Source organism: Siphonobacter sp. (genome assembly GCF_048595215.1).
Lineage (GTDB): Bacteria > Bacteroidota > Bacteroidia > Cytophagales > Spirosomataceae > Siphonobacter.
In genome coordinates, this window is sequence record NZ_JBMDWJ010000061.1 from 23,413 (window position 1) to 41,313 (window position 17,901).

The following is a 17,901-nucleotide window of genomic DNA, read 5'->3' on the forward strand; positions in this document are numbered from 1 at the left end:
TTCCCGTTTGCCGGTAACATCCCGGTGGTTTGTTTTGGTGAGTATAAGCCTCGTAGCAGGCGTGGTTGCCTGTAAACGTATGACGCAGACCACCACGGCTTCGCTGGACTGGCCCATCACGGGTGGTGATCCCGGCGTAACCCGTTTTGCGGCAGCAGATCAGATCACGAAACAAAACGTATCCCGGCTAAAAGTCGCCTGGACGTATCACTCGGGCAACAAGGCAGGTAACATTCAGGGCAATCCATTAATTGTAGACGGCGTAATGTACGTAACAACGCCCGCTCAGGAAATCATTGCAGTGAATGCCACCAACGGTCAGGAAATTTGGCGTCACAATCCGGCCCGGGCGGGTGAAAAATTCGGTGGCATCAACCGGGGCATTGCTTACTGGAACGAAGGAAACGAACAACGGATTCTCTTTACCGCTAATCATTACTTGCTGGCCATTGACGCCCGTACCGGAAAAACCATTGAAAGCTTCGGAACGAGTGGTCGCATGGATTTGAACGAGGGTCACATGCGACCCGCGTCGGATATGAAAATTACGGCTCCGGCTTCGCCCGTCATTTATAACGATTTGGTGATCGTGGGTTCGATGAGCTGGAGTGCTCCGGCCAATGTCAGCGGTTTCGACGTGCGTACGGGCAAAAAACGCTGGACTTTTTATACCATTCCCCAACCCGGCCAACTCGGCTACGAGAGCTGGGGTGATCCGGATTTCTGGAAGGATGGGGCGGGCGTGAACGTCTGGGGTGGATTGTCAGTAGACCCTAAAAATGGCATGGTGTATTTTGCCACGGGTCAACCGAAAAATGATTTCTACCGTCCGGGTAAAGAAGGCTCCCAACTGTACGGCAACTGCATTGTTGCCCTGAATGCCAACACGGGCCAACATGCCTGGCATTATCAGGTTATTCACCGCGATTTGTGGGATCTCGATTTACCCTGTGCTCCCATTCTGGCCGATTTTAACTACAAAGGTAAACCCGTACCCGGCGTGGTACAGTTAACCAAAACGGGTAATGTGTTTTTATTCAATCGATTAACGGGAGAATTGTTGTCGGATGTAGAAGAGCGGCCCGTACCCCTATCTACCTTACTCGACGAACAGGCCTACCCGACGCAGCCGTACGTTCGCTGGCCGCAGCCCTTTTCCAAACAAGTGGTTACGCGGAATGATTTAACGGACCGTACGCCCGAAGCTCACGCCGATGCCCTCGCCCGCTTTGAAAAGGCGGACACGGGCTGGTACGTGCCCCCAACCCAGAAAGGCGTGATTTACTACGGCATTCACGGGGGAGCTGAATGGAGCGGCGGAGCTTACGATCCGACAACCGGAAATTTGTACGTGAATGCTAATGAGCTGGCCTGGCACATTACCATGATTGATATTAACGCCAAGGAAAAATCGGCTGAAGCTTTTGCCCAGCATCCGGGTCGGCGGGTGTATCTGGAGAAGGGTTGCGTCGGTTGCCACGGCTCCGAGCGACAGGGAAATGGCGGTATTCCGGCTTTAACGAGCCTTTCTAAGAAGTATAAAAAGCCGGATGTAGTTCAAATTGTGAAAAATGGCCGGGGGGCCATGCCCGCTTTTTCCCAGATTTCAGAAGACGAAGTACAGGCTCTGGCGGAGTTTCTCCTGGATATGGAAAGCCAGACGGCCGTGAAGCAAAGCAATCAGAAACCCGTATACCGGGCGATGAATTATACCAAATTTCTGGATAAGGAAAATTATCCCGCTACCAAAGCCCCCTGGGGTACGCTTAATGCCATTAACCTGCACACGGGTCAACTCGTCTGGAAAAAACCGCTGGGTGAATACCCCGAACTAACGGCGAAGGGTATTCCGGTAACCGGACGCGAGAACTTCGGCGGCTGTATCGTCACCAAAGGCGGACTTGTTTTTATTGCCGCTACGGGTGATGAGAAATTCCGGGCTTTCGATAAAGACACGGGTGAACTACTGTGGGAAACGACCTTGCCCTTTGGTGGGTACGCCACTCCGAGTACCTATGTGGTTCATGGCAAACAGTACGTCGTGATCGCGGCTACGGGTGGCGGGAAGCTGGGTACGAAGACGGGCGATGCGTATGTCGCCTTTGCCCTGGAGTGATTTTACAGAAGTAATGAGTAACGTTCACCTTCGACCTCTTTTGATCCAATTTTTTAAATAAATAAGTATACAATTTGTTGGTAGATTCAGAAATGGAAAGTACTTTTGAATAAGATAGTTAACGTACACTATTTCATCACACCAGCGTAGTTTGTCAAACCAGAGTCAGCCATTCCATACCAGCGAAAGATGAAAAGCTAAGCTCTTACGGAGTGGAACGGCAAGGATTTTACCTAAATTTTTGAACGAGCAAATACGGTAACTGCCTCCGTACCTCAAACCGATATTTTCGAGAATTCCGAATATACGATCAGTTCACAGCCTTCGATTAAAGCCTGTAAAATGATGACGTATAGACAGGAAGGTTGTCAAGTGAAGTACACTACCTCTAAATCTATTTCATTCAATAAACCTCGTATGCGTAAAGCTTTACTAGGCGTGTGTTTTGCGTTGGCTAGCTGGTCCGCGTACAGTCAGAAAAACCCCGTAGCCTATGGCGTAAATTTGGCTGGAGCGGATTTTGGGTCCACGATGCCGGGAGAATTCGACAAAACCTATACGTACCCCCGGCCTTCCGAGCTGGATTATTTCAAAGCCAAAGGGTTGATCCTGATTCGCTTACCGTTTAAATGGGAGCGGATTCAGCCCCAGTTAAACGGACCGCTCGATGCCCGGGAGCTTTCTCGCATCAAACAGGTCATCAAGCAGGCCCAGCAACGAAAACTCTGGGTTATTCTGGATTTGCATAATTACGGTCGTCGGCAGATGGATGGGACTGAATATCTGATTGGTTCCGAAAGAGTTTCTATCCAACACATCGGCGATCTCTGGCAAAAGCTGGCTCAGGCCTGTCGGTCGTACCCAAACATTTGGGGCTACGGTTTGATGAACGAACCGCACGATTTGCGAGCCGATACCCCCTGGTTTTCCATCGCCCAGCACTGCATTACGCAGATTCGGAAAACGGATACCAAAACCGCCATTCTCGTGGGTGGCGATCAGTGGAGTTCGGGCGAACGCTGGTTACGGGCCAGTGATACGCTCAAGTACCTGAAAGATCCTTCCCGACACCTGATTTTCGAAGCTCACGTGTATTTCGATAAAGACGGTTCGGGAACGTACAAACACGATTACCTAACAGAAGAAGCTTCGGCTCAGAAAGGAATCGAGCGAGTAAAGCCCTTCGTCAACTGGTTGAAAGCGAATCATTTTCAGGGAATCGTCGGTGAATACGGCGTGCCGGATACGGATCCTCGCTGGCTCGAAACCCTCGATCAGTTCCTGGCGTATCTCCGCGAAAACCAGGTGAGCGGTACCTACTGGGCCGCGGGCCCCTGGTGGGGAGACTACACGCTCGCCGTAAGCCCCCGGGAGGGTGTCGATCGGCCGCAAATGAAAATACTGGAAAAATACCTAACGCTTTAATCCTGACTCCCACGCATACTACTTGTTACAGTTCATTTTAAACCTAATATCTATGAAACAATACTATCTATTGTTGCTAGCTTTCTTGTGCCTGGCGGTAACCTCAGAAGGCTGGACTCAGACTACCACCGTCAAAGGCGTGGCTCGGGCCAAAGACACGGGCGAAGTACTTCCGGGCGTCAGTATCCTCGTCAAAGGAACGACCTCGGGAACGGTCACCAATGCCGTGGGGGTGTACAGCATCTCCGTACCCGATGCCAACGCCACACTGATTTTTTCTTTTGTTGGCTACACGCCGCAGGAAATAGCTCTGGCAGGACGTACAACGCTGGACGTTGAACTGGAATCAGACGACAAAAAACTCAATGAAGTCGTTGTTATTGGCTACGGGCAAGTCAACCGCCGGGACCTTACCGGTTCGGTAGCGACCGTAAAAGGACAGGATTTGTTACGCAATATTCCCGTAAGCGTCAACCAGAGTTTACAGGGACAAATTGCGGGTGTAAACGTCAACAAAGGCGACGGTGCTCCGGGTGGTGGCATCAGCATGACCATTCGCGGAGCCAACTCTTTCACGGGTAGCGAACCGCTGTACGTCATCGACGGTATTCCGTTCACCTCCGCCGCTACGCCCGCCGGAGCCGAAGGTTCCATGCAAACCATCAACGTACTGGCCAACATGAACCCGCAGGACATCGAGAGCATCGAAGTACTCAAGGATGCCTCCGCTACCGCCATCTACGGTTCGCGGGGAGCCAACGGAGTTGTGCTGATTACGACGAAAAAAGGCAAAGCCGGAAAAGACCGTGTAGAATTCACCACCAACCTGAGCTTGGGCCGAGTATCGAAACGCATTCCGATGCTGAATGGCTATCAGTACGCACTGTTTCAAAACGAAGCTTACGCCAATGCTAGTAAGTACATCGGCACGACGTTGGAAGTGCCTTTTCCGGGGAAAATTGGCCGCGACCCAGTATTGGGTGAAAATACGTACCTGCCCGGACCAGAAGACTACCGTGACGGTTTACCCGAAGGCACTCAGTATCCGGCTGGTTTCAAAGGTACCAACTGGCAGGATGAAGTATTCCGCCCCGCCGTTACGCAGGATTATACGCTGTCGGTTTCGGGTGGAAATGATCGCGGCACGTACCTGATTTCGGGGAATTACCTGGATCAGCAAGGTGTATTGCTCAACTCCGGTTTCAAACGGTACAGCCTGCAATTCAACCTCGAACGCAAAATTGGTAAATTACTGACGATCGGTACGAGCAACAACATTGCCTACACGACCTATCAATTAGGTAAAACCAATACGTCCGGAGCTCAGCCCAGTCTGATCAGTTCGACGATTTTTTTCCCGTCTACGTACCCGGTGAACGATCCGAACTCGGCCTTCCGGGAATCGCTGATCAATACCTCTAATCTGGCCAATCCCTACAAAACCACGCAGTCGGCCCGTGATTTTACGTACTCGACCCGCGTGTACACCACGGCGTTTGCTCAACTGAACTTTACGCCCGCCCTGAATTTCCGGCAACGCATGGGGTATAACTACAACCTCAATTCGCGGGAAATTTACTACGGACGCGATCTGAACGAAGGCCGCACGCCCGTCAATGGCTTCGGCATGGTGAGCGATAATAACTACTCGCAATTGACGATGGAGTCGATTCTGACCTACATCAAAACGTTCGGTACGAAGCACAACATCAACGCCGTAGCCGCTTACACCTACGAAAAAGGCGTTTCCGAGTACAAAACGATGTCGGCTACTGGTTTCCCAACGGACCTTACCAAAAACTTTAACCTCCGGGCAGGTCTGCGTCCTTCACCGCTGCAAAACGGTCGGAACGACAACGCGCTGATGTCGGTACTGGGTCGGGTTAACTATAGCTACGACGGCAAATACCTCTTCACGGCTTCCTTCCGCCGTGATGGTTCCAGCAAATTCGCCATCCGCAACAAGTGGGCCAACTTTGCCTCGTTTGCTCTGGCCTGGAACGCGGGCGAAGAAGAATTCATCCGCAACCTAGGTGTATTCTCGACGCTGAAAGTACGGACGAGTGTCGGACAAACGGGTAATCAGGGCATCGGACCTTACGGCAGTATCTACGCCACGACGATTGCCAACGTACCTTTTGGTGGATCCGAACAGAGTGGTTTTGCGGTCGATAACGGTCGCGGTCTGGTTGATCCAAACATCAAATGGGAAACGACCACGCAGTATGACTTCGGCGTTGATTTTGGTTTCATGAATAACCGTTTCAATGTAACCGTCGATCTGTACAAGAAGCATACGAAAGACCTGCTCCAAACCATCCAGATTGCCCCCAGCAACGGCTTCAATACCATGCTGACCAATTACGGAACGGTGGAAAACAAAGGCTTGGAGATTACGGCGGTGGGAACACTGGTGCAGCAGAATGCCTTCAAGTGGGATTTGAACGCCAATATTTCCTTCAACCGCAACAAGATCATGGATCTGCCCGCCGACCAGTTTGCTCAGCGGTTGTACTATTCCTACGATAACATCTTCATTCAGCGGAATGGATACCCCATCGGCACGATCTACGGACTGGTAGAAGACGGTTACTACGACGACATTGCCGAAGTACGGGCCGATCCGCAGTTTGCCAACTGGTCAGAAACGCAGCTTCGTTCGAAACTGGGCGAGATCAAGTACAAAAACATGGATAACAATCCGGCCAGTATCAGCGAGAGTACCGACCGTACGATCATCGGCAATACTAACCCGGATTTCACCTACGGTTTCACGAACAACTTTTCCTACAAAGGTTTCAACCTCAGTATCTTCTTCCAGGGCGTACAGGGGGGCAATATCGTCAACACCAACCTGCTGAAAGTACGGATGAACCAGTTGGGCAACGTACCGCAGTGGGCCTACGATACCCGCTGGACGGAAGACAACAAAGCCGATGCCAAATGGCCCCGGGCCGATGCCTCGCAGGTACGGGTGATGCTGTTCTCGGATCGGTATCTGGAGGACGCTTCTTACCTGCGACTGAAAACGGTCAACCTGGGGTATACCTTCAAGACGCCAGTGAAATACGTCGAATCACTGAATGTATACGGTAGTCTGGGTAACCTGCTGACCTTCTCGAAGTACAGCTGGTACGATCCCGACGTGAACTCCTTCGGGGGCGATGCCTCCCGCCGGGGCGTGGATATGAACTCGTATCCCAACAACCGAACCATTACGCTGGGCTTCAAAGCTTCCTTTTAATCCTCCGAACTTTCTATGAAAAAGATACATATAGCATTAGTAGCCCTGGTACTGGCCAGCACGTCCTGCAAGGATGCTTTGAAAGAAACGCCGTATGATTTCGTCGGTCCTGATCAGGTGGGAACGACTACCGAAGCCGACGCCAAGCTCTGGGTCAATGGCGTACTGAATACCTTGAACAGCGGATCCTTTTTTCAGTATGCCGTCTACAACCGTCCGCTGGAAGTGGACGCCGACGATGTAACCGGCAAGGATTACGCATTCCAGGCGATGGGAGCGGGGAACTTCCAGTCTACCTCCGACATCAACACCTTCTGGGGTGGTCCTTATACGCTGATCGAACGCTGTAATTTCGCCATTACGAAAGTCAGTCAGATCACGATCGACGACGCTTCGAAAAACAACGCCCTCGGCCAGTTGTACTTCCTCAGGGGCTGGGCGTATTACATGCTCGTTCGGGCGTACGGACCCATCCCCATCTTCAAAAAATCCGTAACCGAAGGCGAAAACACGAACCAGCCCCGGGCCTCCGTACCTGACGTGTACGCCCACATCATCGAAAACCTGAAAATGGCCGAGACGATGCTGTACACCCGCACCAACGCTCGCTACGAAACGGGTCGGCTGAGTCAGGAAGCGGCTAAAACCTTACTGGCTAAAGTCTACGTAACGATGGCTTCCGGAGCCCTGAAGGGAGCCCAGGTGACCGTACTGGGTGGGCGGCAACGGGAGACGGTCAACGGCGTCGTGCGTCGCATCCAGCCGACGGCCACTACCTACACCAAGAGCGTGGTAGCGGGTCACGAATCCTTTGATGCGGCTCAATACTTCAAACTGGCCCGCGATAAAGCTAAAGAAGTAATTGACATGCAGAAAGCCGGTTCACCCATCGATCTGTTCCCGCGGTATATGGATACTTGGACCATCGGCAACCGTAATAAGGGCGAGCACCTCTGGCAGATGAACGCCATCACGGGATCGGAGATCTTCGGTAACTTCCTGTCATACCATTACGTAGGGTATCTGATGGCGAACGGTTCCATCGACGGGGCCCTGTACGCCATGTCGGACCACTGGTACGAACTCTTCGAGGAAAAAGACCAGCGAATTACCGAAGGCGTACAGCACCGCTGGCGGATGTTCAGTAACGCCGCCTGGCATTACTACCCCGCTAAAGACAGTCTGAAAGTGAAAAACAGTGGGACTGTACCCACGGCGGAAGGTTACCAGCCTACGGATGTTTATTCCGCCGACCAGTTTCACACGGCCAAGCTGAGCAAGTACGCTCAGGTCTCTGACCGGACGGTACAGCGGTCTGATATGCCCTTTCCGTTCCTGCGGTACGCCGAAACCTTACTGATTTTCGCCGAAGCCGAAAACGAAGTCAACGGTCCGACGGCTGATGCCTACGAGGCTCTCAACAAAGTACGTCGTCGCAGTGGAGCCAGCGATGCTGCCAACCTCAATCAGCAGCAATTGCGTTCCTTCATCCTGCAGGAACGTCAACGCGAACTGGCCCTGGAAGGACACCGGGCCTGGGATATTCGCCGCTGGGGCATCTACCTGCAAGTCATGAATGCCATTGATATTGACGCCAATAACATCATCAAACGTCGTCAGGAGAAACATTTGTTGTTGCCGCTGCCGCTGAACGAAATCAACGGAAATACGGCCATCAATGAAAACAATCCGGGCTGGTAAGTTTCAGTAGGGCGGGGTCATAATTCCTTCGGGAATAAGGCTGGTCCGAGACCGCCAACCGGACCAGTGTTGACGCCGCCCTACTCAAATTCCTGATTTCTCTGGGTCGAGCTGGTATTTTTTCAGCTATTTGCGAAAAAGAGTACCTAAACCACTAATCAACGTTTTATGAAAGTTGGCATCGACAGCTACTGTTACCACCGCCTGTTTGGCGAAGTGTACGCCGGACAAAATCAGCCCGACAAAATCCTGACGTTTGAAGATTTTCTGACGAAAACGGAAACGCTGGGCATTGACGGGGTATCCCTCGAATCGTGCTTCATCCCCAAATTCGATAAGGCGTATCTCGATGATGTAAAAACTCATCTCGACCGCACGGGCCTCGACCGGGTGTATGCCTGGGGTCATCCCGACGGGCTGGAAGGCGGCAAGAACGAGCGGGCGTTTGAGGAAATGATCGAGCACATCGAATACGCCCAGCAGATTGGTGCCCCGGTGATGCGAGTCGTCGGCAGTAGTCTGATGTTCCGCTTTGAGCCGCACGGTCCGCAGCTCGAAAAGCTGACCCGAATGTTTTCCGAAGCCACAAAAATAGCCGAGCGATACGGTGTGAAACTGGCCGTGGAGAATCACATTGATTACAATTCAGACGAAATTCTGCAACTGATTCAGGGCGTGAACTCGCCGTATTTTGGCGTGAATTTCGATTCCGGAAATTTCCTGCGGGTGCTCGATGATCCCATCCAGGCGATGGAGAAACTGGCCCCGTACGTATTCGCCACGCACATCAAAGACCTGAAACCGGTCAAAGGCGTGCCCGTTAACGAGTGGTATTTCTTTTCCTGCGTACCCACGGGCGAGGGCCTGATTCCGAACGAACGCCTCGCCGAGCTTTTAAGTCAGCATAACTATCAGGGCTTCCTGGCAGTGGAGGTCGATTTTCTGCACCCCGATTATACCGACCGGGAAGAAGAAGTCGTCAAACAAAGCATACAGGCGCTCCGTTCACTGACTAAAACGCTCTAACGCATGGAAAAACAACTCAACGTCGGTATCGTCGGTACCAAGTTCATGGGCAAGGCCCACAGCAACGCCTGGAAAAAAGCACCGTTATTTTTTGATGTATCGGCTCAACCGGTCCTGAAAGTCGCCTGCGGACGGCACGAAGCTTCCCTCAAGGAATTTGCCCAACAGTGGGGATGGCAGGAAACGGAGACGGACTGGAAGAAACTCGTCGCCCGTCCCGACATCGACATTATCGATATTGCTTTGCCTCAGCAACTGCATTACGAAGTGGCTTTAGCGGCGGCGAAGGAAGGCAAACACATTTTCTGCGAAAAACCGCTGGCGATGAATAGCCAGCAGGCGGAAGAGATGCTGAAGGTATGCGAAGACCATAAGGTCGTTCATTACCTCAACCACAACTACCGCCGTACGCCCGCCGTTGCTCTGGCCAAACGCATGATCGACGAAGGCAAAATCGGCCGGATTTTTCACTGGCGGTGTGCCTATCAGCAGGACTGGATTGTAGACCCCAGTTTTCCGCTTACCTGGCAACTCCGCAAAGAAACCGCTCAGGCCGGACCCCAGTGGGATTTGAACTCGCACGCCGTGGATCTGGCTCATTTTCTGGTGGGCGACATCGCGACGGTGTCGGCCCTGACGACCAACTTCATCAAGGAACGTCCGCTGGCCGATGAATCGACTTCGGGCAATCTTAAAGCTGAAAGCAAGGGTGAGGCCAAAGGAGAGGTAACCGTCGAAGACGCCGCCCTGATGCTCGTTCAGTTTACCAGCGGAGCCATCGGTTCATTTGAAGCGACGCGATTTGCGACGGGTAAGAAAAACGGGTTGACGTTCGAAATCTACGGCAGTAAGGGCAGTCTGCTGTTCGATCTGGAACGGATGAACGAATTGCAGTACTACTCCCGCGAAGACGCCGAAGGGTACCAGGGTTTCCGGACCATTTTGGCGACCGACGGCTCGCATCCCTACATGCAGCACTGGTGGCCCGCCGGGCACATCATCGGCTATGAACACGCCTTTGTGCACGCCGTGGTGGATTTTATTGACGCGATTGAAACCAAACAAACCATTACACCCAATTTCTCGGATGGCCTGAAGATTCTTCGGGTACTCGAGGCCGGACTTACCTCCGCCGAAAGGCACCAGCAAGTGATTATCAGTTAAACCAAACCCTAGTACTATGGAATCCTCTAACAAAGAAAAATTTGAACGCGACGGCTTTGTAATCGTCGATGTATTGACACCACAGGAAATCGATGATTTCCGCGAAGTGATGGATGCCTTGATCAGTCCAAAAATTCAATCGGCTGATACAGAGAAGCGTAGTTCATCCTTTCAGCACTTAGGGGATGAAATCAAGGACTTTGGAAAAGAGGCCCGGCAGTACTACTTCCACCTGCTGACCAAGCCCGGTACGGAGTCGATTCACCACGCCTTTCACCACCCCGTGATTCTGAAGACGGTGGAAGAGCTGCTCGGGCCAAATCTGATTGTCAATAACGCTTCGATTCTGGCTGCGAATGAAGGGACGGAATACTCGCTGGGCTGGCACCGCGACATCATCCAGATTCCGCAGAATGAAATTGAAGACTGGCTGTTCTCGCCCGAACGCTTTCACAACAGCGTACAGATTAACCTGCCGCTGGTAGATGAAAACTCGCTTTGGGTCGTACCCGGCAGTCACAACCGGCCCAATACGCCGGAAGAAGACGAAGCCTTTCGGGGATCGAAACATTACGCCCCCGTGGGGGTTGAAATGCCCGGCGGCATTCCCGTGCCTTTGAAAGCGGGTCAGGCGGTTTTGTACAACAATAATCTGATTCACCGGGGTTTCACGGAAAAAATGAAGATTCCCCGTCGGACCTTACACATGGGTTACCACAGTGCAAACTTCCCGCCGACCTGGCATTTTTACCTGCTCAACGGCGATCTGCTGACGCCCCAGTACCTCGACACGCTCAGTCCGACGATGCGACGCATGATGGAAGAGTACCTCGAATGCCGTCGTCAGTACCCCGACATGAGTCAGACCTGGAAGTGGTCGTACAATTTTCCCAATGAACTCGCCGTGTAAGGGCCTATTGATTTTCCTATGAAACGTTTTCTTTTCTTCCCGCTTCTGGCCCTGCTCTTTCTATCCGCTAAATCCGCAACGGCTCAGCGAAAAGCGAAAAGTATCTACGCCCGCGACAATCTGGTGGCTTGGTGTATTGTGCCTTTTGATACTAAAAACCGGGGTCCGGTCGAACGGGCCGAAATGCTCAATCAGCTGGGCATTACCAAACTCGCCTACGATTGGCGGGAAAAACACATCCCGACCTTCGACGAAGAGTTTGAGGCCTGCCGGAAACACCATATAAAGTTTGAGGCTTTCTGGCTATACTCCGGACCCAATCCGGAAGAGGACAAGGGCCTACAGGCCGTGTTCGAAGTCCTGAAACGTCAGAAAGCGAAGATGCAAATCTGGTGCATGATTGGCGGCATCAAAGGCCTGGACGCCATGAGCGAGGAAGAAAAGGTCAAAGCCGTTGCCCGTCCCGTTCAGTACATTGCCGACCGGGCTGCGGAGCTAGGCTGTACGGTTGGATTGTACAACCACGGCGGCTGGTTTGGCGAACCCGAAAATCAGTTGAAAATCATTGCGTACCTCAAAAAGCCCAACCTCGGAATCGTGTATAACTTCCACCACGCGGAAGAACACATCGAACGGTTCCCGGTTTTCTTCCCAAAAATGCTTCCGCACCTGATGGCTCTAAATCTGGCGGGACTGAAAAAGGGAAATCCGGTGAAGGTCGTGCCCATTGGTCAGGGTGACGCCGAAGCCGGGATGATGCGAATCGTCCAGCAAAGCAAATACCGCGGACCCATCGGGATCATCAATGAGGATACCGCACCAGATGCGGAAGTGGGCCTTCGGCTGAATATGGACGGACTCCAGAAAATTCTCAAATCCTGGGGAGATACCGCTACGCTTAAAACCTACCAGTAAGCCTTTCCAACTTCCCGAAACTTTTAGCGTTTTGGGAAGTTTTTTAGTTTTAGTACCATCTGCTTCGGCATCCTGACTTATGCGTTTTCGTTTTCTATTTGCCTTCTTCTTTCTCTCCCTGCTCGCTCACGCCCAAACGGACTTACGCGTGAGTGACAACAAACGTTTCCTGGTTTACCAAAATGGGAAACCCTTCTTTTACCTGGGTGATACGGCCTGGGAGCTATTCCACCGACTCGACCGGGCGGATGCCAAAAAATACCTGAAAAACCGGAAGAAAAAAGGCTTTACCGTGATTCAGGCCGTAGTACTGGCCGAGCACGATGGCCTGCGGGATCCCAATGCTTACGGACAGGTTCCTTTTCTGAATACCGATCCGAGTCAGCCCAATGAGGCCTATTTCACCCACGTCGATTACATCCTGAAGCAGGCGGACCGCATGGGTCTGCACGTGGCCTTGCTGCCGACCTGGGGGGATAAACTGCATAAAGATAAGTGGGGCATTGGGCCGGAAATTTTCAACGAGAAATCGATTTACGCCTACGGCAAATACTTGGGCGAACGCTATAAACATCGTAAAAACATCATTTGGGTGATCGGCGGTGACCGCAATCCCCGGAAGGGGTCGGCGGACGTAGAGGTCTGGCGGGCTTTAGCGAAAGGCGTGACGGAAGGCGTAGGCGGGGCGGACAAGGCCTTGATGACGTTCCATCCGCAGACGAGTTCTTCCACCTGGTTTCATACCGACGACTGGCTGGACTTTAATCTATTCCAGACGGGACATTGTGCGGACAGCAAGGTATGGGAACAGATTTCGCAGGATTACCGGCTGGCACCCGTAAAACCTACGATGGACGGTGAACCCTTGTACGAAGAAATTCCCGTGTGTTTCGACCTGAAAAAAAACGGTTACGCCGATCCGAACGACGTACGCCGGAAAGCGTACCAAAGTCTCTTTGCCGGGGCTCATGGGTTTACCTACGGCTGTAACAACATCTGGCAAATGTACGTACCGGGTCGTAAAGGCTACATTGATCCCACCAAACCCTGGTACGAGTCGCTCGACTTGCCCGCCGCCCGGACGATGCCCTACGTTCGCAAGCTGATGGAGTCGCGTCCGTATCTGGATCGGATTCCGGACCAAACCTTGGTTCCCGGTACAAATTCCAACGATCCTAAAAAACGGATTCAGGCCACGCGGGGCAGCGATTACGCCTTTGTCTATTCTTCTTCGGGACAACCCTTTCAGGTACAAATGGGTATCATTTCCGGGAAAGAAGTAAAAGCTTCCTGGTACAATCCCCGAACCGGGAAGGCTCAGAAAGCGGGGATGATGCCTAATACTGGCGTGCAAACCTTTACCCCTCCCAGTCAGGGCAACGATCAGGATTGGGTGCTGGTACTGGATGACGCCTCACGGTCGTTCCGCTCGTTGTAAATGGATTTGGCATGAAAAAGCTTCTCCTTTGCTTACTGGGGCTAGTAAGCCTTTCCGTTTCGGGTCAGGTACGGTTGGCTCGCCTGTTTGCTGATCACGTAGTCCTGCAACGGCAGAAACCCATTCCCGTATGGGGCTGGGCTCAGCCGAAGGAGAACGTGACGGTGGTACTGGCGGGCAGTACCCAAACGGCCAAAGCGGATGCTCAGGGCAAATGGACGGTTCGCTTTCCGGCGATGGAAGCGGGTGGCCCGTATGAACTACGCGTTTCTGCCAAATCGGGTAACACGTCCATCAGCGACGTGTTGCTGGGGGAAGTATGGCTTTGCTCGGGGCAGTCGAATATGGAATGGGCGGTAGACCGTGCCCAGCAGTATGAAACCGAACGCAAAGATGCCAACTACCCGCAGATTCGCCATTTCCGAGTAGCCAATGAGCTGGATCTGACGCCGCACACGGATTTGAAAACGGGCGAGTGGCAGGTCTGTTCACCCCAGACGGTGGGCGGCTTTACGGCGGTTGGCTTTTTCTTCGCTCGGGAAGTGTATCAAAAGCTGAATGTACCCATTGGTCTGCTGCATTCGTCCTGGGGAGGTTCCGACATCGAGGGCTGGATCAGTAAAGAAGCCTTGCTTTCGGATCCCGAACTTCGGGAAAATGCCCAACGCCTGCCCGCTACCTGGGCCGAAGCGGATTCGCTGAGTGAACAGAACTTCCGGCAGAAATTTTATGGCCGTGCTACCTACGTTCCTACGATGGCGGATGAACAAAAATTCCTCGGTCCTGACGTAGACTTTTCGAAGTGGGTTCCGCTGTATGATCCGATTGGACAATGGTACTATCGGGGACTGTTTGCTTTCAAAGGCAATGGTTATATGGGCCGGAACATCCAGATACCCGCCGCAATGGCCAGTCAGCCGACTACGCTGGTGTTGGCCGATACTGACAGTCCGACGGAAGTATATCTCAACGGGGAAAAGATTGCGGAGGGCGTCGTAAAAGGGATTCAAGAAATCAAATTACCCGCCCATACCTGGAAATCGGCAGCAAATCAGCTTGTGATGAAACTCCAGAAGCGGACGAATCCCGAATGGTTTGGACTGGGCTTGCTGGGTACCCTTCAACACCTGTACGTAGCCAGTGAAACCGACAAAATCAGTTTGGTTTCGGACTGGAAAATCATGCCTTCACTGGCCGAACCGCACAGTTTCGTACCCATGCTAAATCGTCTGCCGACAACGGTTTATAATACCAAACTGGCCCCGCTGATTCCGTTCGGTATTCGGGGTGTTTTGTGGTATCAGGGTGAAAACAATGCCGATCGGGCTTATCAGTACCGCCGGAGTTTTCTCCTGCTGATCAACGACTGGCGGCAAGGCTGGGGCGAGACGTTGCCCTTCTATTTTGTACAACTTTCGAGCTTTGGCACCGATCAGAGTAGCAACCAGGGCAGTGCTTGGGCGGAGCTACGGGAAGCCCAGACGATGACGTTACAATTGCCGAAAACCGGAATGGCCGTTACGACGGACATTGGCAATGCCACCGACATTCACCCCACCAACAAGCAGGAGGTAGGCCATCGACTGGCGATCCAAGCCCTGCACGTTGATTATGGCCAACCCATGGCTTATAACTCACCCATGCTGGATACCGTACAATTCCAGGGAAATAAAGCCCTACTCTGTTTCAAATTCGCGGAGCATGGGCTGATCGTAAAAGACAAATACGGTTACGTCAAAGGCTTCGAGATCGCCGGAGCCGACCGGGTTTTCCACTATGCCCAGGCCCAAATCAAAGGCAATACCATCGAAGTATCCCATCCCAGCGTCCCCAAACCCCAGGCCGTTCGCTACGCCTGGTCCGACGCCCCCGTCGAAGCCAACGTCTTCAACACCGAAGGCCTCCCCCTAAACTCCTTCCGCACCGACCAATGGCCAGGAGTGACGGAAAAGCGAAAGTATGAGCGGTAGATTGGTTGTTTGTTGTAAGTAAGGGGTCATTAGCAATTTTCTGCACGGGCGGCATTAGACTAAACCCCTTTCATGATGAAATTTCTCAGTGTGGATCTAAGCCGCCTTCCATGATAAACGTTCTATAGTGATTCCATCCTTAACCCAGTAGTCAAAAACAGAATAAAAAAACTAGTTGCCAGAATTCAAGTGAAAACCTGCATGGACGACATAAAACCGATCCCTGTCCTATCGCGAAAAGCTGCCTACCGCCTCGGCAATGCGGTGGCCTTGAGCAAGAGGAGGTGAGCAGTGTTCGCGATACGGACTAAAAGACCAGCCGTGCCTGCAGGACGAAGTATTCATCCTCCGATAAAAGTTGATTGTCAATAGTTATCATCAGGTTTCTATATACAGGATATACAGCCTGAAAGAGAAAGAGTAGAAGAAGTAAAAGAAAGAATTCTTACTTCACATGATACTTCAAATTCGACTTCATCACCACGTCAATCGGCAGATAATAGCTTTCCGGTAAATCTTTCTTCAGTAGAATACTTTGGGATAAAAGCTTGATTCCTTCGTAAGCCTGCATTTTGGGTTGCTGACTGATGAGAAAGTGAATCGTACCATTTTCCAAGTGGTGAATAGTTTCGGGAATAATATCGTAACCAATAAGCCTATAGTCCGTAAATCCCTGCTGTTCAAGCACCTGAGCGACGTGTTGTACGCCGTTGATTGTAAAAATACCGTTTAGGTTCGGCGTCTGCCGGATTACCTCAGCCAATTTCTGAGCAATCTCCTTCGAAAAACCGCGACGGGATTCGAACTCAATAAGCTTAGTAGGGAGGGAAGTTTCCCGGAAAAAAGCCAGGAAGCCCTCTTCCCGTTTAGCGAACTGTAGGTGGTTATCGTGTTCCTGTACAATATTGGCTAACAGGATCGTACCGTCGGGAGGGATGCAATAAGAAAGCAGTTCGGCCGCCAGATAGCCACTATCATAAGCGTTTTGTCCGATATAACGGACACCAGTTTCATCCGGCAGATTCGTATCAAATAACAGGCAGGGCACCTGACTCTTTTGACAGTGCCGGAGCAAACGAATGGCTTCCTCGTAAAATACGGGTACCATAAAGACGCCGTCAACCGTATCGGCCATGATTTCGTTAACCCGCTCCCGAAAGGAATCTTCGCTATTTTGATCGAAATAAAACACCTTGGTCGTGACTTCCAGTTGCCGGATTTCCTTCTCCGCCTGTTCAACCCCTAATATGTGATCATGCCAGAAGGGAATTTCTTTGGTAGCCTGCGGAAGCAGGACCGCCACTACGTATTCTTTCGTGGATTTCAGGCGACTGGCCAACAGGTTAGGCTGGTAATTCAGCTCTTCAATGGCCTTGAGAATACGTTCCCGCGTTTCCTGGGATACGCCACCGCGATTGTGTAATACACGATCGACAGGGCCAATGGAAACATTGGCGTGCCGGGCGATATCCTTGATTCCGATCTGTTTATCCTTGTGTTTGATAAGCTGAAGATTTTTATCAAAGTTAATACATTCTGGGTTAGGATGATGGGAAGCTTTCAGGTTTAATCCATTAATTTCGAGGTTAGAAAATCAGGGTATCAGCCGTACCCAAACGCCTTTGAGAATCATAAAATAATTCTTGTACGAAACCCGATCCGCTTCATTCGAAGTAAAACTACCAGCTTCAATCGAAGCTTTACAAAAGGCCAGCCCTAGGGTATACCCTAGATTTTTTCGAATAAAGGGTTTTCCCTAATCGACGTATATCTAATTAATCCTATTTTTGCTGAACAAATTTCTATTGATGGAAGCTCAGTGACAGCAACGCTTGCTATCGATAGTCCCCTAAAAAACTTAACCTAATAAACAATTATTTCATAATGGCTCATGCCCTTAACACTGCCTCCGTCCCGGGAGTTTTCGCCTGTACCTCAACCCAAGGCCACTAAAGCGATGATACGGGTATTGATTGCCGATGATCACAACGT

Annotated in this window: 11 protein-coding genes and 1 pseudogene; 10 read left to right on the forward strand and 2 right to left on the reverse strand. The window is 51.6% G+C overall.

The window, feature by feature from the left end; genetic code table 11:
- The first annotated feature begins 79 nt into the window (after nucleotides 1-79).
- From ACOJTG_RS03845 to ACOJTG_RS03890, 10 genes are all read left to right on the forward strand, one after another.
- The gene (locus tag ACOJTG_RS03845) at nucleotides 80-2,116 is read left to right on the forward strand and encodes a PQQ-binding-like beta-propeller repeat protein (protein ID WP_420152603.1); all 2,037 of its coding nucleotides are present in this window, start codon (nucleotides 80-82) and stop codon (nucleotides 2,114-2,116) included.
- A gap of 417 nt (nucleotides 2,117-2,533) precedes the next feature.
- Nucleotides 2,534-3,541 (forward strand): glycoside hydrolase family 5 protein, encoded by a 1,008-nt coding sequence (locus ACOJTG_RS03850; RefSeq protein ID WP_420152604.1) that lies wholly within the window; start codon nucleotides 2,534-2,536, stop codon nucleotides 3,539-3,541.
- Between the two features lie 52 nt (nucleotides 3,542-3,593).
- Complete coding sequence (locus ACOJTG_RS03855; protein WP_420152605.1) at nucleotides 3,594-6,785, forward strand: SusC/RagA family TonB-linked outer membrane protein; 3,192 nt, start codon at nucleotides 3,594-3,596, stop codon at nucleotides 6,783-6,785.
- Nucleotides 6,786-6,800: 15 nt separating this feature from the next.
- Nucleotides 6,801-8,486: a RagB/SusD family nutrient uptake outer membrane protein gene (locus ACOJTG_RS03860; RefSeq protein WP_420152606.1), complete on the forward strand. Its 1,686-nt coding sequence runs from the start codon at nucleotides 6,801-6,803 to the stop codon at nucleotides 8,484-8,486.
- Nucleotides 8,487-8,654: 168 nt separating this feature from the next.
- Nucleotides 8,655-9,512, forward strand: a complete 858-nt coding sequence (locus tag ACOJTG_RS03865; protein ID WP_420152607.1) for a sugar phosphate isomerase/epimerase family protein — start codon at nucleotides 8,655-8,657, stop codon at nucleotides 9,510-9,512.
- 3 nt (nucleotides 9,513-9,515) lie between these two features.
- A complete protein-coding gene (locus tag ACOJTG_RS03870; protein ID WP_420152608.1) occupies nucleotides 9,516-10,676 on the forward strand; it encodes a Gfo/Idh/MocA family protein in 1,161 nt (386 codons plus the stop codon).
- A gap of 16 nt (nucleotides 10,677-10,692) precedes the next feature.
- Complete coding sequence (locus tag ACOJTG_RS03875; RefSeq protein ID WP_420152609.1) at nucleotides 10,693-11,586, forward strand: phytanoyl-CoA dioxygenase family protein; 894 nt, start codon at nucleotides 10,693-10,695, stop codon at nucleotides 11,584-11,586.
- Nucleotides 11,587-11,604: 18 nt separating this feature from the next.
- A complete protein-coding gene (locus ACOJTG_RS03880) occupies nucleotides 11,605-12,501 on the forward strand; it encodes a sugar phosphate isomerase/epimerase family protein (RefSeq protein ID WP_420152610.1) in 897 nt (298 codons plus the stop codon).
- A gap of 79 nt (nucleotides 12,502-12,580) precedes the next feature.
- The gene (locus ACOJTG_RS03885) at nucleotides 12,581-13,939 is read left to right on the forward strand and encodes a glycoside hydrolase family 140 protein (protein ID WP_420152611.1); all 1,359 of its coding nucleotides are present in this window, start codon (nucleotides 12,581-12,583) and stop codon (nucleotides 13,937-13,939) included.
- A gap of 11 nt (nucleotides 13,940-13,950) precedes the next feature.
- Nucleotides 13,951-15,909, forward strand: a complete 1,959-nt coding sequence (locus ACOJTG_RS03890; RefSeq protein WP_420152612.1) for a sialate O-acetylesterase — start codon at nucleotides 13,951-13,953, stop codon at nucleotides 15,907-15,909.
- 445 nt (nucleotides 15,910-16,354) lie between these two features.
- Here ACOJTG_RS03890 and ACOJTG_RS03895 read toward each other — a convergent pair whose 3' ends face one another.
- Both ACOJTG_RS03895 and ACOJTG_RS03900 read right to left on the reverse strand, forming a co-directional pair.
- Entirely contained in the window at nucleotides 16,355-17,248 is an 894-nt protein-coding gene (locus ACOJTG_RS03895; RefSeq protein WP_420152613.1) for a substrate-binding domain-containing protein, read from the reverse strand.
- 15 nt (nucleotides 17,249-17,263) lie between these two features.
- A pseudogene (locus ACOJTG_RS03900) lies at nucleotides 17,264-17,488 on the reverse strand (helix-turn-helix domain-containing protein); the annotation flags it as partial.
- Nucleotides 17,489-17,901: the final 413 nt, after the last annotated feature.

Coding starts and splice junctions, on each gene's coding strand:
- ACOJTG_RS03845 (WP_420152603.1), top strand. CDS start 80: ATGACGCAGACCACCACGGCTTCGCTGGACTGGCCCATCACGGGTGGT.
- ACOJTG_RS03850 (WP_420152604.1), top strand. CDS start 2,534: ATGCGTAAAGCTTTACTAGGCGTGTGTTTTGCGTTGGCTAGCTGGTCC.
- ACOJTG_RS03855 (WP_420152605.1), top strand. CDS start 3,594: ATGAAACAATACTATCTATTGTTGCTAGCTTTCTTGTGCCTGGCGGTA.
- ACOJTG_RS03860 (WP_420152606.1), top strand. CDS start 6,801: ATGAAAAAGATACATATAGCATTAGTAGCCCTGGTACTGGCCAGCACG.
- ACOJTG_RS03865 (WP_420152607.1), top strand. CDS start 8,655: ATGAAAGTTGGCATCGACAGCTACTGTTACCACCGCCTGTTTGGCGAA.
- ACOJTG_RS03870 (WP_420152608.1), top strand. CDS start 9,516: ATGGAAAAACAACTCAACGTCGGTATCGTCGGTACCAAGTTCATGGGC.
- ACOJTG_RS03875 (WP_420152609.1), top strand. CDS start 10,693: ATGGAATCCTCTAACAAAGAAAAATTTGAACGCGACGGCTTTGTAATC.
- ACOJTG_RS03880 (WP_420152610.1), top strand. CDS start 11,605: ATGAAACGTTTTCTTTTCTTCCCGCTTCTGGCCCTGCTCTTTCTATCC.
- ACOJTG_RS03885 (WP_420152611.1), top strand. CDS start 12,581: ATGCGTTTTCGTTTTCTATTTGCCTTCTTCTTTCTCTCCCTGCTCGCT.
- ACOJTG_RS03890 (WP_420152612.1), top strand. CDS start 13,951: ATGAAAAAGCTTCTCCTTTGCTTACTGGGGCTAGTAAGCCTTTCCGTT.